This window comes from Bradyrhizobium frederickii (assembly GCF_004570865.1).
In the GTDB taxonomy this organism is placed as follows: domain Bacteria; phylum Pseudomonadota; class Alphaproteobacteria; order Rhizobiales; family Xanthobacteraceae; genus Bradyrhizobium; species Bradyrhizobium frederickii.
Map to the genome: position 1 here is coordinate 104,528 of NZ_SPQS01000015.1, position 25,124 is coordinate 129,651.

16 protein-coding genes and 1 tRNA gene are annotated in these 25,124 nt (G+C 65.5%); 2 read left to right on the forward strand and 15 right to left on the reverse strand.

Going from position 1 to position 25,124, the window contains the following annotated elements; translation table 11 throughout:
* Positions 1–9 precede the first annotated feature (9 nt).
* From E4K64_RS24970 to E4K64_RS24990, 5 genes are all read right to left on the reverse strand, one after another.
* Entirely contained in the window at positions 10–2,340 is a 2,331-nt protein-coding gene (locus E4K64_RS24970) for an acetamidase/formamidase family protein (protein ID WP_167772251.1), read from the reverse strand.
* Positions 2,341–2,500: 160 nt separating this feature from the next.
* Positions 2,501–3,742, reverse strand: a complete 1,242-nt coding sequence (locus tag E4K64_RS24975; RefSeq protein WP_135165870.1) for an acetamidase/formamidase family protein — start codon at positions 3,740–3,742, stop codon at positions 2,501–2,503.
* Positions 3,743–3,789: 47 nt separating this feature from the next.
* Entirely contained in the window at positions 3,790–5,406 is a 1,617-nt protein-coding gene (locus E4K64_RS24980; protein ID WP_135165871.1) for an amino acid ABC transporter permease/ATP-binding protein, read from the reverse strand.
* Complete coding sequence (locus tag E4K64_RS24985) at positions 5,406–6,326, reverse strand: ABC transporter substrate-binding protein (RefSeq protein ID WP_135165872.1); 921 nt, start codon at positions 6,324–6,326, stop codon at positions 5,406–5,408. Before E4K64_RS24985 ends, E4K64_RS24980 begins: the two co-directional genes overlap by 1 nt.
* Positions 6,327–6,658: 332 nt before the next feature.
* Positions 6,659–6,919, reverse strand: a complete 261-nt coding sequence (locus E4K64_RS24990) for a hypothetical protein (RefSeq protein ID WP_135165873.1) — start codon at positions 6,917–6,919, stop codon at positions 6,659–6,661.
* A 261-nt stretch (positions 6,920–7,180) separates the two neighbouring features.
* Between E4K64_RS24990 and E4K64_RS24995 the strand changes: the two genes are divergently transcribed.
* Complete coding sequence (locus E4K64_RS24995) at positions 7,181–7,378, forward strand: hypothetical protein (RefSeq protein ID WP_135165874.1); 198 nt, start codon at positions 7,181–7,183, stop codon at positions 7,376–7,378.
* 84 nt (positions 7,379–7,462) lie between these two features.
* Here E4K64_RS24995 and E4K64_RS25000 read toward each other — a convergent pair whose 3' ends face one another.
* The 7 genes from E4K64_RS25000 to E4K64_RS25030 all read right to left on the reverse strand — a co-directional run bounded on the left by E4K64_RS25000 (position 7,463) and on the right by E4K64_RS25030 (position 17,906).
* Entirely contained in the window at positions 7,463–7,720 is a 258-nt protein-coding gene (locus tag E4K64_RS25000) for a hypothetical protein (RefSeq protein WP_135165875.1), read from the reverse strand.
* Positions 7,721–7,810: 90 nt separating this feature from the next.
* Positions 7,811–7,884, reverse strand: a tRNA-Cys gene (locus tag E4K64_RS25005).
* A gap of 94 nt (positions 7,885–7,978) precedes the next feature.
* The gene (locus tag E4K64_RS25010) at positions 7,979–8,710 is read right to left on the reverse strand and encodes a tRNA-uridine aminocarboxypropyltransferase (protein WP_135165876.1); all 732 of its coding nucleotides are present in this window, start codon (positions 8,708–8,710) and stop codon (positions 7,979–7,981) included.
* Positions 8,711–8,746: 36 nt separating this feature from the next.
* The gene (locus E4K64_RS25015) at positions 8,747–11,851 is read right to left on the reverse strand and encodes an efflux RND transporter permease subunit (protein ID WP_135165877.1); all 3,105 of its coding nucleotides are present in this window, start codon (positions 11,849–11,851) and stop codon (positions 8,747–8,749) included.
* A complete protein-coding gene (locus E4K64_RS25020; RefSeq protein WP_135165878.1) occupies positions 11,851–15,000 on the reverse strand; it encodes an efflux RND transporter permease subunit in 3,150 nt (1,049 codons plus the stop codon). Before E4K64_RS25020 ends, E4K64_RS25015 begins: the two co-directional genes overlap by 1 nt.
* Positions 15,001–15,037: 37 nt before the next feature.
* Positions 15,038–16,432, reverse strand: coding sequence for an efflux RND transporter periplasmic adaptor subunit (locus E4K64_RS25025; protein WP_135165879.1), 1,395 nt, complete (start codon positions 16,430–16,432; stop codon positions 15,038–15,040).
* Positions 16,422–17,906, reverse strand: coding sequence for an efflux transporter outer membrane subunit (locus E4K64_RS25030; protein ID WP_135165880.1), 1,485 nt, complete (start codon positions 17,904–17,906; stop codon positions 16,422–16,424). The genes E4K64_RS25025 and E4K64_RS25030 overlap by 11 nt, the downstream gene beginning before the upstream one ends.
* A 662-nt stretch (positions 17,907–18,568) precedes the next feature.
* Here E4K64_RS25030 and E4K64_RS25035 point away from each other — a divergent pair.
* Positions 18,569–19,603, forward strand: coding sequence for a cysteine synthase A (locus tag E4K64_RS25035; RefSeq protein ID WP_126257728.1), 1,035 nt, complete (start codon positions 18,569–18,571; stop codon positions 19,601–19,603).
* A gap of 61 nt (positions 19,604–19,664) precedes the next feature.
* Here E4K64_RS25035 and E4K64_RS25040 read toward each other — a convergent pair whose 3' ends face one another.
* From E4K64_RS25040 to E4K64_RS25050, 3 genes are all read right to left on the reverse strand, one after another.
* A complete protein-coding gene (locus E4K64_RS25040) occupies positions 19,665–21,902 on the reverse strand; it encodes an O-linked N-acetylglucosamine transferase family protein (RefSeq protein WP_167772240.1) in 2,238 nt (745 codons plus the stop codon).
* 106 nt (positions 21,903–22,008) lie between these two features.
* Positions 22,009–24,282 carry an O-linked N-acetylglucosamine transferase, SPINDLY family protein gene (locus E4K64_RS25045; RefSeq protein WP_167772241.1) on the reverse strand — a complete coding sequence of 758 codons (2,274 nt, stop codon included), beginning with the start codon at positions 24,280–24,282 and terminating at the stop codon, positions 22,009–22,011.
* 99 nt (positions 24,283–24,381) lie between these two features.
* Positions 24,382–25,119, reverse strand: a complete 738-nt coding sequence (locus E4K64_RS25050; protein ID WP_126257729.1) for an amino acid ABC transporter ATP-binding protein — start codon at positions 25,117–25,119, stop codon at positions 24,382–24,384.
* Between the last annotated feature and the right edge of the window lie 5 nt (positions 25,120–25,124).

The window sequence follows — 25,124 nt, forward strand, 5'->3', positions numbered from 1 at the left end:
GTGTCCTTGCTAGGGTATGTCCTGGAACAGGCGCTTGCTGAGGATGGCGTGCACGCCCCAATTGCCGTCGACGACCTGGGTGACGCCGAAATCGACGGCGGCCGACATCAGCGCGATGGCCTCGTCCTCGCTGAGGCCTTTGACGTTCATCAGGAAGCGCCGCATCTTGCGGAACGCATCCTTCATGGCGAGATCGAGCGAAGACTTGGCGTAGACCTCGCTTTGTCCTTGGGCGCCGAACTCCGCGAGATAGTTCGGATGACTGAAGCCGGTCAGCACCCAATCGGTGGCGGTCTCGATCAGGGGATAAGAGAGATCGGCGAAAGGCCGGCCGGCGAGATCGGCCTTCTTGTGCAGGATCACCTCGAATGTGCCGGTCATCGAGCATTCGATCGCTGTGCCGCTGAGCTCGCCGTCGCCCTGCGCGGCGTGGGGATCGCCGACCGACAGAAGCGCGCCGGGCACGGAAACCGGCAGATAGACGGTTGTCCCCTTCCCCAGCCGCCAATTGTCCAGGTTGCCGCCGAAATAGGACGGCGGCACGGAATCGACAAAATCGACCTCGCGCGGCGCCACCGCGATCACGCCGAAATGGGGACGCAGGGGAATCTTGATGCCATCGAGCACGGCATGGCGACGCTTGATCGTGGCGGATGCGACGGGAACGCCGGGATAGTCGTAGGTCGTGTGAACTACGCCGAAAGGATCGGTCTGCGGCTCCCAGCGGTAGGAATAGAGGGCGCGGGCGTGGGCCTCGTCGGCGTTGTCGAATATCTCGTAGATGGTGACGGCTTCGCGTGGCTTGGGACCGCCGAGAAACTCGTTGTAATGATAGCCCCACCAAGCCGCGACCGAGGAACCGAACACGCGGCCCGCATGATCGGGATTACGGCTCGCCCGCGGCACGATGTCGAGGATGCGCACCTCGAGCACGTCGCCGGGTTGGGCGTCCTTCACAGCGACCGGACCGGTGCAGATGTGCACGCCAAATCCCTCGCCCGCACCACGGCCGAACACGCTGGCGTCCATCGGCCCTGCCCCGCGGCGGTCGACGTTCTTCCGCTGCCGCGTCCAGCCGAACACGCTTTCGGCGGCGGCATCGCCCGCGATCATCAACTCGGGATCGTCGGAGGCGTGCTGCGTCAGCGTCTCGATGGTGATGGTGTCGCCCGAGGCAATCTCGATCTGCGGCGGCAGCGAGCGGCTGAAATAGCCCCAATGAACGCGGCTGGCTTCGACGGGAAGATGGTGATGCCTGCGCTCCGATGCGGCCCGTTTCTCGGCACCGGCGCAGGCGACGCTGCTGCGCGCCTCAACGCTCTGATGCGCGCGAAGCTGTGCGAGCGCCTCCTGGGGCCAGCCGCGCTGGCCGGGAACGCCGTGATGCGCCGTCGCGCGCTCCGCCTCCTGCTGGCGAAACTCGCGCGGCGGCAGGCCGAAGCGATGGCGGAAGGCTCGGCTGAAATGCGCGGAATCGCCGAAGCCATAGGCGTAGGCGATCTCCGAGATCGAGCGATGCGCCTCGGTTGGGTTGGATAGGTCGGCCCAGGCGCGCTGGAGGCGGCGCTCGCGAACGTAGTGGGTGAAATTGTCTCCGACCGTCTCGAACAGCTTTTGCAGGTAGCGTTCGGAAATTCCCTCGGCCTGCGCGACGCGTGCCGGCACCAGATCGGGATCGTCGAGGCGACGCTCGATGGTCTGGCAGATCCGGTGCAGCAGCGCGGCCTGCGTCGCGCTCGATCCAGCATCGGAGGCCGAGGACGCCAGCTGATGCACCAGCGTCAGCAGCAGATCGACGAAGGATTGGGCGACCGAATTCCATTCGGGATCGCTCAGGGTGTCGAGCGTCCGTGCAGTGGCATCGAGCAGACGGGAGAAGACGTCGGCAAAGCCGCTCGGCGGAACGACGCGCGGCCCGCCGAGCCGCGGCTTGCCCGAAAGGCGACCGTGCAGCGCCTCCGATGTCACCGACAGCACGATGGCGCGCATGTCGCGCTGGAACACGATGCTCCAATCGCCGCTGCGCGGCAGCAGCACGAGATGACCGACCGGAACGATACGATGACTGCCGGCGCTCTTCAGCACCATGCCGTCCTCGACCGGCATCAGCGCGATGGGAGGGTCTTCGCTTGCTCGTGAGAGCGGAACAATGCTCTGCGCGCCCGCTGCCATGCGCGTCAGCGCGACGCCTGCGGCATGCCGGTGCGACGCGGTCGCGTGTCCGTCCAATACGCTGTGGCCACCCGCCGGCTGCAGGCCGACCGCGGCCAGCACGTCCCGCCAGGCTTCTGGGCGGTCGTCTTGCGCGTAGGACTCGCTCGTGAACGGGCGGAAGCTCATCGGATCGACCCAGATTGCAGTCGATCGAAGCAACCTCCGTGCCAGACGCACGCGGTCATCCGTCGCAGCGACGGGCCGAAGACGAGGTTCGTCGGTCACCATCCGATCCTGAAAAACGGGCTGCTCTTCAAAGCGTTAGAGCAGGACGACGTGGAGAGGTTCAGTCGCACCGGAAGATGTTCTTGCGGATCGTGCCGTGGACGCCCCAATTGGCGTCGACGACCTGGGTGACGCCGAAATCGGCCGCGACCGACAGCAGCGAGATCGCCTCGTCCTCGCTGAGACGATGCACGGTCATCAGGAAGCGGCGGAGCTTTCTGAACGCATCGCGCATCGCACGGTCGAGACTCGAGTGATTGGCAATCTCGGTTTGCGCATCGGCGCCGAGCGTGGCGAGATAGTTCGGATAGGTGAAACCGTAGAACGACCAGGCCTGGTCGGTCTCCAGCATCGGGTGGTCGAGGCCTTCGAGGCTGGTGCCGGCAAGGTCGGCCTTCTTGTGCAGGATGAATTCGAAGTCGCCGGTCAGCGAGGTCTCGATCGCGGTGCCGCCGAGCTCGCTGTCACCTTGCGCGGCGTGCGGATCGCCAACCGAGAAATAGGCGCCGGGGACGGCGACCGGATAGAACATCCGCGCGCCCTTGCCGATGCGCCAATCGTCGATGTTGCCGCCGGTGTAGCTCGGCGGGATCGAGCTGACGAAATCGGCTTCCGACGGTGCGAGCCCCATCGTGCCGAAATGCAGCCGCGCCGGCACCTTCACGCTGGAGAGAATGTTCTCGCGCTTCCTGATGGTGGCGTGATCGACGCGGACGCCGGGATAGTCGATGGTCGGATGCACGATGCTGTCGGGATCGGTCTGCGGCGTCCAGACGTAATTGTAGACCGCCTTCGCGTAGGGCTCGCCGGAGGTGTCCAGCTCGAAGATGGTGACGACCTCGCGCGGCTTCGGCTCCTCGATCAGGTCGTGATAGTGAAAGCCCCAATTGGCTGCGACGTTGGAACCGAAGCAGCGGCCGGCATGGCAGGCGCTGCAGCTCGGCCGCGGCCGGACATCGAGGATGCGTACCTCCAGAATGTCGCCGGGCTCGGCACCTTCGATCGCGACCGGACCGGTGAGCAGATGCACACCGATGCCCTCGCCTGCACCGCGGATGAACGGGCCTTCCGTCGGACCTGAGCCTCGGCGCGCGACAGCCTTGTGCTCGCGCGTCCACTGGAACACGCTTTCGGCGCCTGGATCGCCCTGGATCATTCGCTCGTAATCGTCATTGGCGTGGTGGGTCAGCGTCTCGATCGTGGCGCGATCTCCGGAGCGCAGCGTCAGGGCCGGTGCCACTGTCTTGGAAAAATAGCCCCAGTGGACAGTCTTCGGCGAAACCGGCAACGTGACATGCTTCATGAGGTGGCCTCTTCAGGGAACGCGGTCTTGGAACGTCGTGACGATGGTCATCGCACCGTCTCCGGGGTCTTGTCGGCTTCCATCACGCTGAGGAATCGCGCCGTCAGCGGATTGCGGGGATTGGAGAGCACCTCGTGCGCCGGTCCCTCCTCGATGATCGCGCCGCCGCTCAGGAAGGCGACGCGGTCGGCGACCTCGTCGGCGAAGCGGATCTGGTGTGTCGAGATGATCATGGTGAGGCCGTCGTCGATGGCGAGGCGGCGGATCACCTCCAGCACCTCGTTGACCAGCTCCGGATCGAGCGCCGAGGTCGGCTCGTCCAGCAGCAGCACGCTCGGGTTCGGCGCCAGCGCGCGGGCGATGGCGACGCGCTGCTGCTGGCCGCCGGACAGATGCCGCGGCAGCGCGTGGGCACGATGCGAAAGCCCGACACGATCGAGCAGCTCGGCGGCGCGGCGGTCGGCATCGATGCGGGTCATGCCGTGAACCCAGCGCAGGGGACCGGCGATGTTCTCCTTCGCCGACAGGTGCGCGAACAGATTGAACTGCTGGAACACCATGCCGACGCCGACGCTGGCGCGCTCATTGGCGATCGCCCGCGGCGACAGCGGCTTTCCATTCTCGCTGAAGCCGAGGCGCCGGCCACCGACGCGCACGGTGCCGCCGTCCCAGTTCTCGAGGTGGTTGATGCAGCGAAGAAGCGTGCTCTTGCCGGAGCCGCTCGGCCCGAGCAGCGCGACCACTTCGCCGATGCGCACCGTGAGGTCGAGGCCCCCGAGCACCGTCTGTGGCCCGTAGCTCTTGGTCAGGTCCTTCACTTCGACCGCGATGTTATTGCGCGCGATCGTCGCGGCCCGGCGGGCTCGCTCCTCGCGGGTCAGGGCCAGCGGCGGCGTGACCGCGAGCTCTGCGGGCTCGGGATCGGTGGCGGTCGCATCGGCCAGTTCGAGCTTGGCAGCCAGATCGACGCGGCGCCAGGGCAGATAATCGGCGAGCCTGCGCTCGCGGCGGGTGGTGCGGTCGAGGTCCAGCAGCCATTCGACGAAGAGCTGGATCGCGCTGATGGTTGCGGTCAGCACGAGATAGAGCAGACCCGAGGCGAAGAAGATCGAGAAAAAGTCGAAGGTCGAGGACGCAAGCTGCGTCGAGCGCAAAGTCAGCTCCTGCACCGCGACGACGGAGGCGAGCGAGGAATTCTTCAGCGCACTCACCGCCTCGTTGCCGAAGGCCGGGATCATGGTGCGGATGGCCTGCGGCGCGATGATCCTGCGCATCAGCACCGATGGCGTCATGCCCAGCGCCTGGCCGGCCGTCAGCTGCCCGCGGTCGACGCCGAGCACGCCGGCACGCAGCATCTCCGCGATGAACGGCGCCTCGTTGCAGGCGAGCGCGAGGCCGGCGGCCAGCACCGCCGGCAGCTTGATGCCGATATGCGGCAGCGCGTCGTAGGCGAACACCATCTGAAGGATCAGCGGCGTGCCGCGGAAGATCACGGTATAGGCCCTGGCGATCGCCGCCAGAGGCCAGAAGCGGGAGAGCTGCATGCCGGCGAGGATCAATCCGAGGATCAATCCGCCGCCGAGCCCGAGGGCGGTCACCTCGAGGGTGAGCTCGATGCCCGCGAGCAGATACGGCATGCTCAGGTAGTGGAGGAACAGCGACATCAGTCGGCCGTGAGAATTTCCGGCTCCATGAAGTTGTTCACATCGAGCCCATGCTTCTTCAGAAGCTCCATGTGCGTGCCGGCCTTCTGCACCTCGATCAGCGCGGCGAGCACGGCGTCGCGGAATTTCGGCTTGTTCTTGGGCACGGCGATGCCGACGGAATACGGGATCGTCACCGCGATCGCCTTCTCCAGCTTGTCCGGATAGGCCTTGACGGCGCTGTCGACGGTGTTGACGTCGTTGATGTAGGTGTCGGCGCGGCCGGCGAGGATCGCCTGGATGCAGTTGGCGTTGTTGTCGTAGAGCTGGATGGTCGGCTCGGGCTTGCCGGCCTTCTTGCATTCCGGGATCAGCGCCTGGATCAAGGGCACCTCGACATAGCCGGTGTTTTCGGCCGCAGCGGCGCCGCACAGCGACAAGTTGATGCCGTTGATGCCCTTCGGATTGCCCTTGGCGACGAGGACGCCGTCGAACACCTTCGAGTAGGTGATGAAGTCGGCGGCCTTGGCGCGCTCCTTGGTGGCGTAGATGTCGGAGATCACGATGTCGGCTTGTCCCGCGGCGAGCGTGGTCAGGAGCGCCGCGAACGTCACCGCCTTGTAGGTCAGCTTGAAACCGAGGCATTCGCCGATGGCTTCGCCGAGATCGATGTCGAAGCCGATATACTTGCTGGGATCCTTGGGATCGATCGTCTCATAGCCCGGCGTATGCGGATTGATGGCGTTGACCAGCGTCTTGCCCTTCCAGTCCGGATATTTTTCCTGGAGCGCGGCGCAGGCGGCGGGCGCTGCGGCCTGCGCGCTCAGCGGTGCGGCAACGAGGAGTCCAAAAGCGACGGCGGCGCCGAGCATGAGCTTGCGCGGTGACAATGATGCGCGCGCCAATCCCCGCCGCGCCTGCGGCAAAACCCGTCTCTCCATCTCCAGCTCCTTCGCGTTGTCATGGCGCCTGCCATGTTCCAGGTCACGGCGAAGCTAGGTGGGATCCCGCGTGAAAAGCTTGTCCGCGGGCGTACAAAAAATTGGATCGAGGAGGCCCGCGGTTTGGGCATGGCGCTGCACAAAAACTGGTCGCATGCCAGGGCGCCCGATTCGAGCTTCCAAATTCGCAAGAGACGATAGGTCTTGCTCCGTGCAGCGGCGCTGCCGCAATTCACCGGTCAACAATCTATCCGCAGCATATCCACAGGGCGGCTGCGGGGAATTCGGGCGTGCGTGCAAGCTACTTGCTGCGCAACAACCCACAGGCGGGCTCACCCGCCGGCCTGGTCGAACACGCTGCGGCAAGTCTCGCTCAGGCTGGAGCGGTTACGGCGCAGGCAAGCGGTGATGGCGCGGACATTGGGAATTTCGCCGGCGCAGAGCCGGTAGACATCGGGGGTGCAGGCCCGGCGCTGCTCCGCCGTTCCTTGCGCGTGGGCAGCGGAGGCAAACAGCGTCAGCAACAGCCCGACCGTGGAAGCGCTGCGCGCCCGGCTCTTCACACCCGCAAACCGCAAGAACCTCGCCTTCATGACCAGTCTCCTGTCTGCCCTGCCGCCTCCCGGCCTGTCCTGGCCGGTGTCGTGCGAAGGGGTAGGAGAAATAAATCGCGCGGGATGTGATCTCTTTCACACTGCGTGCGGGGGTGCGGAACGTAGGTTCCCGCCGGGACTTCTAAAAATCGCTAACCAATCGAGCTTCGATCGCCGGATCGTTAAAATGCGAACGATCGGCTCAATCGGATGACAAGCTGGCTTTGCGACATTGCGCCATCCGCGTTCTGCGAGGGTGCGATGAGAAGCGAAGCCGAATTCAACTTGCTGCTGGATGCCGTCCGGGACGCCATGGCCATTGAAAATTTCGCCCCCGCGCCGGAGGAGGAATTCGTGCGGCGCTCGTGGAGCTTCGACGCGACGCCCAAAGCCGCCAATGACAATGAGGGCGCCTGGCCCCTCCTGCCGTTTCCCGACGACTGGTACGCGGCCTCCTGAGAGCCGCGTTCAGCGTGAACCGAACCGCCCGCCTCCGCGGGCGTTTTGCTATGGGGTCGGCGCCGGACACCCGACTTGGCACAATCAGGTCTTGACGCGATCCTCGCCATCCTGCGGCGCCCGGTTGGGCGTCGCCGACGGAAAGATGCTGTCATAGATCGCGCGGGCCTCACGGATGAGGCGAGCCCGCTCCTGCTCGGATTTCGGGACAAATCGGACGATGTCGCCCATTCGTGGCTCCAGTGCTCGGGTGACGAGATGCATCACTTCGCAGATGCGAACTCTATGCCAGCGGCCTGATTCGGGGGGGTCCAGCAGGCCCCGGGCAAACCCGGTGATCACGCCGCCTCCGCCCTCGGCAGACGACGGCGCGCGGCGGCGGCGGGATCCGCGCCGAGCTGCTAATTATGCTGAGAAATCAGAGAGTTGTGATGGAGGCCACGACCAGAATTGAACTGGTGTACACGGTTTTGCAGACCGTTGCGTAACCACTCCGCCACGTGGCCCCGTAAGGGCGGAGCAATATAGGGGATGAAGCGTTTAGGCAACCGCCTTCGTCCGACCATGGCCGCGACGGGCCTCTTCCGATGTGGGCCGAGGTCAGCCTCGTTTGCGTCGCCGGAAGTCGCGCCGCCCCTTCGGCGCGGGCTTGGGTGCCAATTCCGGCATCTCGGCCTGGACCTCGCGGTAGCGTGTCAGCAATCGTTCGAAACTCGCATGCAGCGTGTCGGCAATGTCGGGACGCCGCTCGAGGCCGGCCAGAATTGTCGCCGCGGCCTCGATGGTCGAAAGCCCATCGCTGCGCGGCTCCTTGCGCAGACGGCCATAGCGCGAGCGATGCGCCGGGTTGAGGATCACGCGTTGGCACTTGAGCATCCAGGGATTGCGCCACCACAGCGCCTTGGCCTGGCTCCAGGTGCCGTCGAGCAACACGATTCCTTCGAGCTTGCCGAGGATCGCGCGCTGGTTCTCCGCGATACCCCCCTTGCGGTCGAGCGCGACGATCTCGCCTTCCACCTCGAGATCGGCGGCGCGTGCCGAGCCGAGATAGAGCACGGCCCAGCGCGCGGCGTTCTCGACCGGCCGCCCCAGCGCCTTGGACAGGCTCGGCCAGGACAGGCCGACCCGCACCGTGGCGTCGGCGAAATGCCTCGCAAGCAGGCGCGCGGTGCCGAGCGCCCTGTCCTGCTCCTGCGGATGCTGGAGGATCAGGAGCGACAGCCGGTTTTCGATCGGCGTGACGCTGTCGCAGATGCACAGCGGCATCGGCTTCTGGCAGTGCGGGCATTCGGGAATGGGATCGGCAGCGGCCGTATCTGCTGGGTTCGACATGGGCGCGCTATACGCTTCGCGCGCCGCTTCAACAACCTATTCCGCCGGTACCGCCAGCGGACGCGGCTCGGAACGGCGCCGCAGGCGGTCGATCAGGAGATAGATCACGGGCGTGGTGTAGAGCGTCAGGATCTGCGAGACGAATAGGCCGCCGATGATGGTGATGCCGAGCGGGCGGCGCAGCTCCGTGCCGGGGCCGGTCGCCACCACGAGCGGAATGCCGGCAAACAGCGCCGCCATGGTCGTCATCAGGATCGGCCGGAAGCGGGCCTGGCAGGCCTCGAAGATCGCCTCCGCTGACGACAGGCCGCGCTGGCGTTCGGCGTCGAGCGCGAAATCCACCATCATGATGCCGTTCTTCTTGACGATGCCGATCAAGAGGATGATGCCGACGAAAGCGATCACCGTCAGCGGCGTGTTGGTGATCTGCAAGGCGAGCAGTGCGCCGAGCCCGGCCGAGGGCAGCGTCGAGATGATCGTGAGCGGATGGGCGAGGCTCTCATAGAGCACCCCGAGCACGATATACATCGCCACCAGCGCACCGAGGATCAGAAGCGGCTGGCGGCCGCTGGTCCTGGCGAAGTCGCCGGCATTGCCGTCGAAGCTGCCGCGGATGCCTTCGGGCATGTGCAGCTCTTCCACCGCGCGCTGGATGCTCTGCGTCGCCGCCTGGAGCTGCACGTCGGGCAGCAGGTTGAACGACACCGTGGTCGAGGGGAACGACTGCGAGTGATAGACCGCGAGCGCGGCGAGGCTGCGCGTGGCGTGCACCACGGCCGACAGCGGCACCTGCGCGTCGCCCGCGCCGGCGACATAGATGCGGTCGAGGTTGGAGGGATCGACCTGGAATTTCGGATCGATCTCCAGCACGGTCATGTACTGGTTGCGCTGGGTATAGATGATCGAGATCTGCCGCTGCGAGAAGGCGTTGTTCAGCGCGTTGTCGATGTCCTGAACCCTGACGCCGAGCGCCGAGGCCTTCTGGCGATCGATCGCGAGCGTGAGCTGAAGGCCGCCGGGATCGCGGTCGCTGGAAATGTCGGTGATGCCTTCGACGCTCTCCATGCGCTTGGCCACGATCGGCGCCCACTTCTGCAGTAGACTGAGGTCGGTGCTGGTCAGCGTGTACTGGTAGTCGGAATCGCTCCGCCGCCCGCCGGCACGGACGTCCTGGGCGGCGAACATGAAGAGGCGGATTCCGGGCACGGGGTACAGCGCGCGTCTCAGACGGTCGATCACGACCTCCGTCGAGACGTGGTCGCGTTCCTCCGGCGGCTTCAGGCTGATATACATGACGCCGCGGTTCGAGGTCGCTCCCCCCGGCCCGCCTCCGGCACCGACCGTCGAGCCGACGCCGGCCACGGCCGGATCCTTCATCACGATGTCGGCGAGCCGCTGCTGGAGACCGAGCATCGACTGAAACGAGATGTCGGCCGAGGCGCGCGTCGCCCCGATGACGAAGCCGGAATCGTCGGTCGGGAAATAGCCCTTGGGGATCTTGATGTAGAGCGTCACGGTGAGGCCGATGGTGGCGAAGAACACCAGCAGCGTCGCCAGCGGGTAGTCCAGCACGGTGCGCAAGGTTCTCGCGTAGAAGGCGACGATACGCGACAGCGAGCCCTCGATGATGCGGTCGAACAGGGTCGCGGTGCCGGAGGTGGTCTGCCGGATGTAATGGGCGCAGATCATCGGTGTCACCGTGAGCGAGACCAACGTCGAGACCAGGATGGCGAAGGTCAGCGTCAGCGAGAATTCGCGCAAGAGGCGGCCGACGATGCCGTCCATGAAGATCAGCGGCGTGAACGCTGCGATCAACGACAGGCTGATCGAGACCACCGTGAAGCCGATCTGCCTGGCGCCCTCCTGCGCCGCCCGGAATGGGGCCATGCCGTGCTCGAGATTGCGATACATGTTCTCGATCATGACGATGGCGTCGTCGACCACGAAGCCGACGGAGATCGCGAGCGCCATCAGCGACAGATTGTCGATCGAGAAGCCTGCGATCCACATCCCGGCGCAGGTGCCGGCCAGCGCCAGCGGCACCGAGACGCCGGCCGCGATCGTCGGCGTCAACCGCCGCAGGAACACGAAAACGACGACCATCACCAGGATCGCGGTGGCCAGCAATGTCCATTGCATGTCGAGCACGCTGGCGCGGATCGTGCCGGTACGGTCGACCAGGGTCGAAATCTCGACGCCGGCCGGAATCCACTGCTTCAGCTGCGGGACCAGCTCCCTCACCCGGTCGACGGTATCGATGACATTGGCATCGCCCTGCTTGGTGATCTGGATCAGCACCGCCGGCTGCTTGTTGAACCAGGCGATCGAGCGGGCGTTGCGGACGGAATCCTCGATATCGGCGACGTCGGAGAGCCGCACGAAGTTGCCGTTGGCGCTCTTGATGACGATATCGCGGAATTCCTTGGCGGTTCGCATCTGCCGGTTGAGCGCCAGCGTCTCGCTCTGGCGTTCGCCGTTGAAGATGCCGACGGGACCGAGTGGGTTGGCGTTGACGATCGCGGTCCGCACGTCGTCGGTGGCGATACCGGCGTTCGACAGCGCGACGGGGTTGAGCTGGACCCGCACGGCTGGCTGGTCGGCGCCGGACACCGTGACATCACCGACGCCGGGAACCTGCGAGATGCGCTGCGCCAGCACCGTATCGGCGACGTCGTAGATTGCGCTGGCGGACAGCGTCTTCGAGGTCAGCGCCAGCACGAAGACGGGCGCGCCGGCCGTGTTGGCCTTGCGGAAGCGCGGCAGCGTCGGGAGGTCGCTCGGCAGGTCCACCATCGCGGCGTTGATCGCCGCCTGCACGTCGCGGGCGGCCTTGTCGATGCTGCGGCCGATGTCGAACTGGAGCTGGATGGTGGTGGTGCCGAGCGTCGAGGTCGAGGTGATCTGGTTGATGCCGGCGATCTCGCCCAACCGCCGCTCCAATGGCGAAGCTACCGTCGCCGCCATCACGGACGGGTCGGCCCCCGGCCGGCTGGCCGAGACGAAGATGGCGGGGAAGTCGACGTTCGGGACCGAGGCGACGGGAAGGAACTGGTAGGCGACCACACCCAGCAGGAACAACCCGATCGACAGCAGCGTGGTCGCGACTGGGCGGCGGATGAAGGGCTCCGAGATCGATGCCATCACTGCATCCCCTCGGTCGCGCCCGCGACCGGCGGGCCGCCGGATTCGGCCGGCGGCAGCGCCTGCTCGAGGCGGCGGTTGATGCGGTCGAGCGCGAGGTAGATCACAGGCGTCGTGTAAAGCGTCAGCAGCTGGCTCAGCAGCAGGCCGCCGATGATGGAGACGCCGAGCGGGAAACGCAGCTCGGCGCCGGTGCCGCTCTCGATCGCCAGCGGCAGCGCGCCGAACAGCGCCGCCAGCGTCGTCATCATGATCGGACGGAAGCGCAACAGGCAGGCCTGCACGATGGCCTCGTCCGGCGACATCCCCTGCCCGCGCTCGGCCTCGAGCGCGAAGTCGATCATCATGATCGCGTTCTTCTTGACGATGCCCATCAGGAGAATGATGCCGATCAGGCCAATCACAGACAGGTCCTGCCCGCACAGCACCAGCGCCAGGATCGCGCCGACGCCGGCCGAGGGCAGCGTCGAAAGGATCGTGATCGGGTGGATGTAGCTCTCGTAAAGCACCCCCAACACGATGTAGATCGTGATCACGGCGGCGAGCAGCAGCCAGGGCTGGCCGGCGAGCGCCTTGGCGAATTCGGCAGCATCGCCGGCATAGACGCCGACGATGCTGTTGGGCATGCCGATCCGCGTCTCGATCGTCTTCACGGCGTTGACCGCATCGCCGAGCGCGGCGCCCGGCGCGAGGTTGAAGCTGAGCGATATCGAGGGGAACTGGGCCTGGTGCGAGATCGCCAGCGGCGCGGTGGTGCGCTTCAGCGTCGCCACGGCCGACAGCGGCACCTGCGCGTTCGGCGCACCGACGGTGGCGCTCGCGGCGCCCGGCAGATAGAGCTTCGACAGGATCGAGGGATCGCGCTGGTACATCGGCAGCGCCTCCAGCACCACGCGGTACTGGTTGGCCTGGCCGTAGATGGTCGAGATCTGCCGCTGCGCGAACGCGTCGTTGAGCGTATCCGTGATGGCCTGGAGGCTGACGCCGAGCTGGCCGGCGCGGGTGCGATCGACGTCGAGCTGCGCCCGCAGGCCGCCCTCCTGCGCCTCGGAAGAGACGTCGCGGAACAAGGGATCGCGCCGCATCTCCGTCACCAGCTTGCGCGCCCATTCCGACACCAGCGCCGCGTCGGTGCCGGTCAGCGTGTACTGGTATTGCGAGCGGCTCGACTGGGTCGAGATCTGCACGTCCTGCACCGGCTGGAAATACACGGTCATGCCGGGGATACCCGCGCCCCTCTCCTTCAGCCGGGTTATGACGGCCGCGACATCGTCACGCCGCTCGCCGCGCGGCCTCAGGCTCATGACGAGCCGGCCGACATTGGTGGTCGGATTGACCGAGCCCGCCCCGATCACCGAGACCACGCCGACCACGTCGGGATCCGCCCTGATGGCGTCGGAAGCCTCGGCCTGCCGCTTCTGCATCTCCGCGAACGACACGTCGGGTCCAGCCTCCGTCACCGCCGTGATCGAGGCGGTGTCCTGCAGCGGCAGGAAGCCCTTCGGCGCGACGACATAGAGGACCAGGGTCGCGATCAGCGTGGCGAAGGTCACGACCAGCGTGGCGCGCTGGCGTTCCAGCACCCAAAGCAGCGTCCGGTGGTAGAATTCGACGGTGCGGTCGATGAATCGGCTGATCGCGGCCAATCCCGGCACCGCCAGCTCCTCATGGGCGTGCTTGAGCAGGCGCGAGCACATCATCGGCGTCAGCGTCAGCGAGACCACGGCCGAGGTCACCACCGCGATCGTCAAGGTCAGCGCGAATTCGCGGAACATGCGTCCGACGAGGCCCGACATGAACAGCAGCGGGATGAACACCGCGATCAGCGACACCGTCAGCGAGATCACGGTGAAGCCGATCTCGCTGGCGCCCTTCAGCGAGGCCTCCATCGCGTCGTCGCCGTTCTCCATGTGGCGCACGATGTTCTCGATCATGACGATGGCGTCGTCGACGACGAAGCCGGTGCCGATCGTGAGCGCCATCAGCGAGAGATTGTCGAGGCTGAACCCGGCGAAATACATGATGCCGAAGCTCGTGATCAGCGACAGCGGCAGCGCGACGCCCGCGATCAAGGTTGCGCGCAGCGAACGCAGGAACAGCAGCACCACCAGGGTCACCAGCACGACGGCAAGGACCAGCGTGAACTGCACGTCGCGCACCGAGGCGCGGATGGTGACGGTGCGATCGGAAACGATGGTGAGGTTCACGCCCGCCGGAATCGCGCGCTGCACCTTGGGGATTTCGGCGCGAATCTGGCTGACGACGTCGATCACGTTGGCGCCGGGCTGGCGCTGGATGTCGATGATGACGGCCGGCGTGCCCTGGTACCAGCCGCCGGTGCGGTCGTTCTCGAGGCCGTCGACGATCTGGGCGACGTCGGCGATCGTAACCGGCGAGCCGTTGCGATAGGCGATGATGACGGGCTTGTAGGCGTCAGCCGCGGCGATCTGGTCGTTGGCCGCGATGATGTAGGATTGCTGCGCGCCGTCGAGCGAGCCTTTCGGCCCCGAGACATTGGCATTGGCGATTGCGGTGCGCAGATCTTCCATGGCGATGCCGTAGGCGGCGAGCCGCGCCAGATCGGCCTGGATGCGCACGGCCGGCTTCAGCCCGCCGAGCACCGAGACCCGTCCGACGCCGGAAATCTGGCTCAAACGTTGCGCCAGAAGCGTGTCGGCGATGTCGCTCATCGCCCGCAGCGAGATGGTGTCCGAGCGCAGCGCCAGCGTCATGACAGGTGCGTCCGCCGGGTTCACCTTGGCGTAGGTCGGCGGATAAGGCAGCGTCTTCGGCAGCACGCCCGCCGCGGCGTTGATCGCCGCCTGCACGTCCTGGGTCGCGCCATCGATGTCGCGGTTGAGGTCGAACTGCAGCGAGATCTGGCTGACGCCGAACGAACTGGTCGAGTTCATCGCCGACAGCGACGGGATCTGGCCGAGCTGCCGCTCCAGCGGTGCCGTGATCAGCGAGGCGATCACGTCGGGGCTCGCGCCCGGCAGCTGCGTCGTCACCTGCACGGTCGGGAAATCGACCTGCGGCAGCGCCGAGACCGGCAGCGCGAAATAGCCCAGCAGCCCGCCGATCAGCAGCGCGATGCCGAGCAGCGAGGTCGCGATCGGCCGGCGGATGAACGGTTCGGAGACACCCATGGGATCTGCCTGCCGCGTCAAGCGGCTGTTGTCGGGATCATGGCTGCTTGGCTCCACTACCCGCTGCCCCCGGCCCCGGGGCCGGCCCGGTCTGTCCCTTCTGGTCGCCTTCGCCGCTCTTGCGCCTGGCGCGGAACTCGTCGTCCTTGCCTTGCCCGTCCTTCTGACTTTCCTTGGCGCCATCCTTCTTCTGGGCGTCAGGCCCGCGCGAGCGCTTGCGCGGGGCGAGATCGGCCGACGGGGTCTGGTCGTCGCGGCCGACGATCACCTTGGAGCCGTCGGACAGGTTGGCAAAGCCGGTGGTGACGACCCGGTCGGTCGCCGACAGGCCGCTCGCGATCACCGCGTCATGCTCGTTCTGTTGCGTCACCGCCACGGGCTTGGCCGAGACGATATTATCCTCGCCGATGACATAGCTGAATGTCCCGATCGGCCCGCGCTGCACGGCCGATGTCGGCACCACCAGCGCCTTCGTCAAGGTCTCGACCTTGAGGCGGACGTTGACGAACTGGCCCGGCCAGAGCTGGTAATTGGCGTTGGGAAATTCCGCCTTGAGCTTGAGCGTGCCGGTGGTCTGGTCGACCTGATTGTCGATGCCGGTCAGCTTGCCGGTGTCGATCACGGTGATGCCGTCATTGCCGAACACGTCGACCGCGAGCGTACCTTTCGCCGCGGCCGCATTGACGCGCATGATCTGCTGCTGCGGCAGGCTGAACCACACCGCGATCGGCTGCAATTGCGCGATCACCACCAGACCCGTGGTGTCGGAGGCGTGGATGATATTGCCCTGGTCGACCTGGCGCAGGCCAGCGCGGCCCGAAATCGGGGCCACGATCTTGGTGTAGCTCAGCGTTGCCGCCGCATTGTCGATCGCGGCCTGGTCGGCCTTCACCAGCGCCTCGGTCTGCGCCACCAGCGCGCGCTGGGTGTCGGCCTGCTGCTTGGAGCCGGCATTGGAGGCGGCGAGCTGCTCGTATCGGGTCAGGTCAATGCGCTGGTTGGCGAGCTGGGCCTGATCCTGTGCCTTCTTGGCGACGGCCTGGTCGTACTGCGCCTGGTAGATCGCCGGATCGATCTCGCCGAGCACGTCGCCCTTCTTGACGTCCTGGCCTTCAGTGAAATTCACCGCGATCAGCTTGCCGTCGACCTGCGAGCGCACGGTCACGGTGTTGAGCGCGCGGATCGCGCCGACGCCGTCGAGATAGACAGGCACGTCCTGCACCCGGGGGATCGCCGCCAGCACGGGGACCGGCAGATCGGGCCGCTGGTTGTTGCGGTTGTTGGCTTGCTGCTGATGCATGGCGATCCAGCCGAGATAACCGAGCCCACCGAGGATCGCGAGCGTGATCAGGGTGACGACGAAGCCGCGGCCGCGCGATCTTCTCGCCGTCCCCTCCTCCACGCCTGGCTTGCCGTCCGGCTTAAAGAGCATTGACGGGTTTCTCCATTCGCGGCTCCCAGCCGCCGCCGAGCGCCTGATACAGGCTGACGATGGCGAGCAAGCGGGCCAGTTGCGCCTGCGACAGCGCGTCCTCCGCCTGGAACAGGGTCAGTTGAGTGTTGAGCACGGTCACGATGTCGGCAGTGCCGGCGCGCAATTGCTGCTCGGACAGATCGAAGGCGCGGCGCGAGGCGGTAACGACGTCGCGCTGCAATTGCAGCTTGATCGTGGTCTGCTTGATCGAGAACAGCGCATTGTCGACGTCGGCAAAGGCCTGCACGATGGTCTTGCGGTAGGTCTGGAGCAGTTCGTCCTGCCGCGCCTTGGCGAGTTCGAAATTGCCGAGAATCCTACCGCCGTCGAAGATCGGCTGCGTGGCGCTGCCGACGAGCTGGAAGAACGCCGCATGCGGCTGGAACAGCGAGACCAGTGCCGCACTCTGATAGCCGCCATTGCCGGTAAGCTGGATGGTCGGAAAGAACTGGGCACGGGCATTGCCGATGTTGGCGGTCGCAGACGCAAGCTGCGCCTCCTGCCGGCGGATGTCAGGCCGCTGCGTCAGAAGCTCCGACGGCAGGCCGGGCGTCACGCGCGGGATCGCGATCCGGTCCAGCGAGCCGCCGTGCACGCGCACGCTCTCGGGCGGGCGCGAGACCAGCACGGCGAGGGCGTTGACGTTCTGGTCCAGCGTCTGGCGCAGCGGCGGCACGAGGGCCTTCTGGTTGGCGAGCACGCTCTCCTGCTGGGCAACATCGAGATCCGTGCCGGTGCCGGCCTTGCGCCGCTCCCTGACCGCATCGAGGATACGCTGCGCGCTCGCGATGTTGCGCTGTGAGGTCCTGATCCGGTCCTGCGAGGCCAGCACCTGGAAATAGGCGTTGGCGACGGCAGCGAGCGTCGTCAGCGCGACGGTGTCGCGATCGAAGCGGTTGGCGTTGGCAGTTTCCTCCGCAGTCTGCAGCGCATCGCGGTTCTGGCCCCAGAAGTCGAGCTGATAGCTCGCGCTCAGCGAAGCCGAATAGTTGACGACTTCGCGACCGCCGATGGACAGACCCGAGGAGCTTGCGCCCGAGGTGCGCGAATAGGTTTCCGAACCGGCGGTCGATAGGCTCGGCAGCAGCGCCGCGCCGGCCTGCCGCGCCTGGGCGTCGGCCTGAACGATGCGCGAAACCGCTGCGGCGATGTCGAGATTGACGGTCTGCGCCTCTTCCATCAGCTGCGTCAGCTCCGTGGAGCGGAAGCCGCGCCACCAATCCAATGAGGGCGGCGCATCGCCCTTGCCGGCGTATTTGTACTGTATGGGAACGTCGAGGGCGGGATCAGGAAGGTCCTGGGTCAGCACGCAAGCGCCTGAGGTGGCAGCGAGGCACACCACCGCAAGCCAGCGCGCCGAACGCAGCGTCCGGGCCGCTGAACCTTCGGACCGCCGCGCCGCGATCCCCGGAACACCCTGTGTCACATCCACCCCCCGCCGGGCAGATCAAACCGCCGCGCAACCGGATTAACCGATTCGCGGCGGGACAATCGGGGGGCTTTGGACAACTCGTTCACAACGATGATGCTTTCTCGGAACCTCGAAATGATACTAGCCGGGCGTTGAACTGGGGGACAGGGCCGCGGTAGCGAGACGGTCCTGCCAACGAGCCTGAAACGAATCGATGAAAATTCGAAAGGTGCCTGTCTCGCAGCGACTTTTCTCGTTCTGAAAACACCGGGAGGCGTGATCAAGCTTACCAAGATTTCATGTGATATTGCTGCCACACCGGCGTCCGGGCCTTCCATGCGGCCACAAGAAGCCTCGCGCGGCTTCGCTTCAATCCGCTCTCTGGCCGGAGCCATCTCACAAAGCCGTCAACGGCTCCGGATGCCGGCCCCCTCCGGTCCCTGGAAAGAAGCGTGCGCGGATTGGCTGCCGACGACGGCCATCTTCCGTCATCGGACGGAGTTCAGCCATTTCCTCCTCCTGATATCTCCCCTCGCGGCCGCGCACATTGCCGCGCGAGAATATCACTGTTGGGACAGGCGTTTCAGCCGGTTTCGCCGCAGCGCAAAAGCCTTCCCCTTTGGCCCCCCAAGCACTAGGTTCTGGCCAACCAGATCAACCTTCTTGGTGGCGATTTTCCTGACATGAGCATTCGAAACGACGTTGTCGAAGCCATCGGCAACACCCCGCTGATCAAGCTGAAGCGCGCCTCGGAACTGACCGGCTGCACCATTCTCGGCAAGGCCGAATTCATGAATCCCGGCCAGTCGGTCAAGGACCGCGCCGGCAAATGGATGATCCTGGAGGCCGAGAAGCGCGGCGAGCTCAAGCCTGGCGGTCTCGTGGTGGAAGCGACCGCCGGCAATACCGGCATCGGGCTTGCCGTCGTTGCCAGCGCGCGCGGCTATCGCACCCTGATCGTGATCCCGGAAACGCAGAGCCAGGAGAAGAAGGATTTCCTGAAGCTGTGCGGCGCCGAACTGATCGAGGTGCCGGCCCTGCCCTATGCCAACCCCAACAATTATCAACACGTCGGCCGGCGGCTTGCGGATGAGTTGCGCAAGACCGAGCCTCACGGCGTGCTGTTCGCAGACCAGTGGAACAACCTCGACAACGCCAAGGCGCATTACGAATCGACCGGACCCGAGATCTGGGAGCAGACCGGCGGCAAGGTCGACGGCTTCGTCTGCTCGGTCGGCAGCGGCGGCACGCTGGCTGGCGTCAGCCGCTATCTGAAGGAGCAGAACAAGAACGTGCGGATCGCCTGCGCCGATCCGCACGGCGCCGGCATGTACGAATATTTCAGGACCGGCGATGCCAAGGCGACGCCCGGCGGCTCGATCACCGAAGGCATCGGTCTCAACCGCGCGACCGCGATCGTCGAGACCGCGAAGGTGGATGATGCCTATCTCATTCCCGACGCTGAAGCCGTCACGGCGATCTACGAATTGCTCCAGCACGAAGGCCTGTGCCTCGGCGGCTCGACCGGCATCAACGTCGTCGGTGCGATGCGCCTCGCAAAGCAGCTCGGGCCCGGCAAGACAGTCGTGACAGTGCTGTGCGATTCCGGCAGCCGCTATCAATCAAAACTGTTTAACGCGGATTTCATGCGCGCCAAGAACCTGCCGGTGCCGGAGTGGCTGGAGAAGCGCAGCAACATCAAGCCGCCGTTCGTGTGATCGTCGCGCGCCCCCTTCGGGTCGGGACGCGCGTCCACAAGCTCAGCGCGGTTCAGCCGGGTTACGCGATCTCGCCGCCCGAGGCCGCGAAGCAATAGTCGCGCCAGAACTGGCGGTATCCCTCCTCCACCCTGCGCGCGTAGATCTCGACATTGCCAGCGGCCGAGGCTGCGATCTGGGCGGGCAAGTCCGCACGCAACTTCGCCAGATGGGCCGGCTGCGCGGCATATTTGCATGCGATCGCGGCGTAACCCTCGTCGTCCTCGGCGACCCAGTCATTGAGGCCGACGGCCGCCACGATGGCGCCGCCGGCGCGCGAAGAGGCGCCGTGGCCAAGCTTGGCAACGACCGGCACGCCCGCATAGAGGGATTCCCAGGTGCTGACGCCGCCGTTCTGCGGAAATGGATCGAGCGAAATATCGACCTCCGCGAAGGCCCGCAGATGCGCGGCGCGCTCGGACGAGCCGAGACAGGTGATCTTCTCTTCGGCAATCCCCTGCGCCACGAAGCGCGCGATCAGACCGTCGCGGACCAACGGATCGTCGAGCAGCGTGTGCTTGATGATGATCTTCGATCCCGACACCTCCCGCATCACATTCGACCACACGCGAACGGCCTCGTCCGAGATCTTGGAGATGCGATTGAAGACGCCGAAGGTCACATGGCCGTTGCGGAGCATGGGGAGCTCCGACGCCGGTACGTCCAGGATCGGATCGGTCGTGATCAGGCACGGCAGATCGTAGACCTTTTCAGCCAGCAGGTGGCGGGCCGAAACCGGAATGAAGATCGGATCCGCAAGCACGTAGTCCATGGTCCGCAGGCCGGTTCCGGTGGCGTGTCCAAAACCCGTGACCTGGACCGGAGCCGGCTTGCGGGCGAACACTGGGAGCCTGTTGCCGGTGGTATGCCCGGACACGTCGATCAGGATATCGACCTTGTCGGCCTCGATACGATCGGCCAGTTCGTCATCGGACAGCTGCCAGGCGTCGACCCAGACGTCCGCCAGCGACTTGAACTTGGCGGTCATCTCGTCTCGCAGCGGCGAGCACGAATAGCAGACGATCTCGAATTTGGCGTGATCGTGATGGCGCAGCACCGGCAGCAGACCGAACGCTGCCGAGTGGTACCAGAACTCGGCCGCGACATAACCGACCACGATCCGCCTGTCGGGATCGAGCTGCCGGGGCGCGAGCTTCCGCGGGGGCAATCTGGCGCCGATCGCATCCCCCCAGGATTTGCGCGCCGCCTGCTGGACCGCGAAATCGGCGTCGGAGAGAAAGTCCAGAAAGTAGATCTTCCGCGCGATCAGGTCCGGCTGGTCCGGCGCGATGGCGAGCGCGGCGTCGAGATGTTCGATCGCAGCTGCGATCTCGCCCTGGTTTGCAAAACAAGAGCTCAGCAGCGCCAGCGCGGTCGTCGAGCGCGGATTTTCCTCCAGCAAGGCCGTGCAGGCCAGGATCGCCTGCGCGGTATTGCCCATGCTAAGCGAGACTTCCGCCTTCCCCCGCAAGGCCACTTCGAGCTTCGGCGACAACGCAAGTGCCGCATCAAAATCCGCGGCCGCCTGCTCTGACCGCGACAGCGCCAAATTGAGCCGTCCGCGGTGTGCGAGGAGCTTCGCCGAGCCGGGCCTGATCGCGAGCGCCGCCGCTAGCGCGGCTTCCGCCTCGTCGTAGTGCTTGAGCTCGATGTTGACCACACCCTTGCCGCCGAGGGCTTCGGCATGACGCGGCTGAAACAACAGCGCGCGCGCGAAGCTCTGCCCGGCGCGGTCAAACCGCCCCAGCGCCAGCTCGGCCAGGCCACGATTGCAGAGCGCATCGGCGTAGTCGGGTTTCAGCGCGATGGCGCGGTCATACAGCTCGATCGCCTGCTCCGGCAGGTTCAATTGGAGCAAGGTGTTGCCGAGGCCGGCCAGGGCCGGCGGAAAATTCGGCTTCAGCGCGATCGCCTTCTCCAGATATGCGCGGGCGGCCTCAAATTTCTGGAGGGCGAAGTATACAGAGGCGAGATTGTTATGCGCCTCGTGCGAACGCGGATCGATCGCGACCGCGCGCTCAAGCAGCTGTTGCGCCTCATCGAGACGCCCGAGCTGTTGCACGCTCAGGCCGAGGAAATGCGTGGCGTCGAAATGATCCGGAACGGCTTGCACGATCTGGCGGCAGAGTGCCTCGCTCTCGGCATATCTGCCCTGGCCATAGGCGCTCGCCGCAGCGGAGATGATGGCGTCGGCCTGCTTCTTCAACTTCTTCTGCAATCGCGCATTCTGGAACGCGCGCGCGCCGGCGCTGCTCTGCAAGGTGTCTCTCCGGAAAATGGCCCGTGGCGAGTCTAACTGATTCGCACGGCCACCCGGCGGGACCTAGAATCCCTCCGCAATATCCCGGTGCGCAGGACCTGTGGGCTCAGGAACCGCTGGGCGTGTCCGCCTCGCCTACCGCAGCGTCGCCGCGTTCCGAGGCCGCGGCACAATAGTCGTGCCAGAACTTGCGGTAGCCCGCTTCGAGCTCGCGCGTGTAGATCTCGACATTGCCGGCGGGCGAGGCTGCGATCTGAGCCGGCAAGCCCGCACGCAATTTCGCCAGATGCTCGGGCTGCGAGGCAAACTTGCGGGCGATCTCGACATAGCCATCGTCATCCTCGGCGACCCAGTCACCGAGCCCGACCGCCGCCACGATGGAGGCGCCGGCCCGCGAGGAGGCGCCGATGCCGAGCTTGGCGACGACGGGAACGCCCTTATAGAGGGATTCCCAGGTGCTGATGCCGCCATTTTGCGGGAACGTGTCGAGCGAAATGTCGATCTTGTCGAAGGCCATCAGATGGTCGTCGCGCGAGGTGGTGCCGAGGCACGTGATGCTCTCCTCCGCAATGCCCTGGGCTATGAAGCGTGCGATCAGGCTGTCGCGCAGCAGGGCATCGTCGAGCAGGCCATGCTTGAGGATGATCTTCGATCCCGGCACCTCCCGCATGATGCGCGCCCACACGCGGATCGCATCGTCCGAGATCTTGTAGATGCGGTTGAACACGCCGAAAGTGACGTAGCTGTTGCGGAGCATCGGCAGCTCGGAGGGCTGCAGGTTGGTGACGGGCTCCATCGTGATCAGACACGGCAGATCGTGGATCTTCTCGGGAAACAAGTGCCGGACCGATGGCGGAATGAAGATGGGATCAGCGAGCACATAGTCCATGGTCGGCATGCCCGTGCCCGTCGCGTGACCGAAGCCGGTCGCCTGAATCGGAGCCGGCTTCCGCGCGAAACATTGCAGCCGGTTTCCGGTGGTGTGGCCCGACACGTCGATCAGGATGTCGACATTGTCGGCCTGAATGCGATCGGCGAGTTCGTCGTCGGAGAGCCCCCAGGCATCGACCCAGACGTCAGCCAATGATTTGAACTTGGCGGTGTACTCGTCCGCTCCCGGCCAGGAATAGTAGCAGATGACCTCAAACTTGGTGTGATCATGATGGCGCAGCACCGGCAGCAAGGTGAGCCCCGCCGAATGCTGGCGGAATTCGGCAGCGACATAGCCGACCACGATCCGCTTTTCCGGATCGAGCGGTCGCTTCGGCAGCGTCCTTTGCGGTATCCTCGAGCCGATCGCATCCCACCAGGATTTTCGCACCGCCTGCTGCACCACGAAATCGGCCTCGGCGCGGTAATCCTGCAGGAAGATCTTTCCTCTGATCGCATCCCCATAGTCCGGTCGGAGCGCCAGTGCGCGGTCGAGATATTCGATTGCGGTGTCCATGTCACCCTGGTTCGAATAAGCGAATCCCATCAGCGCCATTCCCATCTCGGAACGCGGGTTTCGCTCGATCAAGGTCGTCGCGGCCGCCATCGCCTGCGCGGTCTTTCCCATGACGAGGCAGGCCTGCGCCTTGCCCCGGAGCGCCAGCTCGAGCTTGGGCGAGATCGCAAGAGCCGCCTCGAAATCCGCAAGCGCGGGCTCAAGGCGCTGCAGTTCGTAACTGAGCCGCCCGCGCTGGGCCAGGATCCTCGGCGCGCCCGGCTTGATCGCCAGCGCCGCGGCAAACTTGGCGGCCGCCTCGTCGTGGTGTCGGAGCTCCATGCTGACCATGCCGCTGCCGACGATGGCCTCGGCGTGACGCGGCTGAAACAGCAGGGCGCGATCGAAACTCTCCTTGGCGCGCATGACCTGCCCAAGCACAATCTCGACCATGCCGCGGTTGCAGAGCGCATCGGCGTAATCCGGCTTCAGCTTGATGGCGCGCTCGTGCATCTCGAGCGCCTGCTCGTACTGTCCCATATGCATCAGCGTGTTGCCGAGATTGGTGAGCGCGACCGCGAAATTCGGCTTTAGCGCGATCGCCCTTTCCTGGCAGCGCCGCGCCTCTTCGTAATTGCCGAGATCGAAATGCACGGTCGCCAGGTTGTTATGGGCATCGTGCAGGCGCGGATCGAGCGCGATCACGCGCTCCAGCAGCTCTTTCGCCTCCTCGAGGCGCCGGCCGTCATGGGCGCACATGCCGAGCAGGTGGATGGCGTCGACGTAATCCGGAAGGGCTTTCAGGATCTCGCGGCAGAACGCCTCGGTCTCAGCATACCGGCCCTGGCCATAGGCGTTCGCCGCAGCGGCAATAACGGCGTCGGCCTGCTTCATCAATTTCTTCTGCAATCGCGCATTCTGGAATGCGCGCGCGCCGCCGCCGCTCTTCTGCAAGGTGTCTCTCCGGAGGATGCCCGAGGCTGAGTCTAACTGATTCGCGCGCCGTGACCGCCCGGTCACCGGACCAGCATCGCCCCGGGATTTCCCGGGGGCTCAGCGCAAGATCTGGCTCAGGAACAGCTTCGTGCGGGCGTGCTGAGGCGCCGCGAAGAATTCGTTCGGGGTGTTGGCCTCGATGATCTGGCCGGCATCCATGAACACGACGCGGTTGGCGACCTCGCGGGCAAAACCCATCTCGTGGGTGACGACCAGCATGGTCATGCCCTCCTCGGCGAGGTCCACCATCGTGTCCAGCACCTCCTTGACCATTTCAGGGTCGAGCGCCGAGGTCGGCTCGTCGAACAGCATGACCTTCGGATTCATCGTCAGGGCGCGGGCGATGGCGACGCGCTGCTGCTGGCCGCCGGACATCTGTCCCGGAAACTTGTTGGCCTGATGCGGGATCTTGACCCGCTCCAGGAACTTCATCGCGGCCGCCTCGGCGTCCTTCTTCGGGATGTTGCGGACCCAGATCGGAGCCAGCGTGCAATTGTCGAGCACCGTGAGGTGCGGGAACAGATTGAAGCTCTGAAACACCATGCCGACTTCGCGGCGCACGGCATCGACATGCTTGAGATTGGGCCCGAGCTCGATGCCGTCGACGACGATCTCGCCCTCCTGGAATTCCTCGAGCGCGTTGATGCAGCGGATCAACGTCGACTTGCCGGAGCCCGAGGGCCCGCAGATCACGATGCGCTCGCCCTTGCGGACATCGAGGTCGACGTCGCGCAGCACATGAAAATCGCCATACCATTTGTTGAGGCCGGAAATCTTGACGATGGGGTCTGACATGGGGA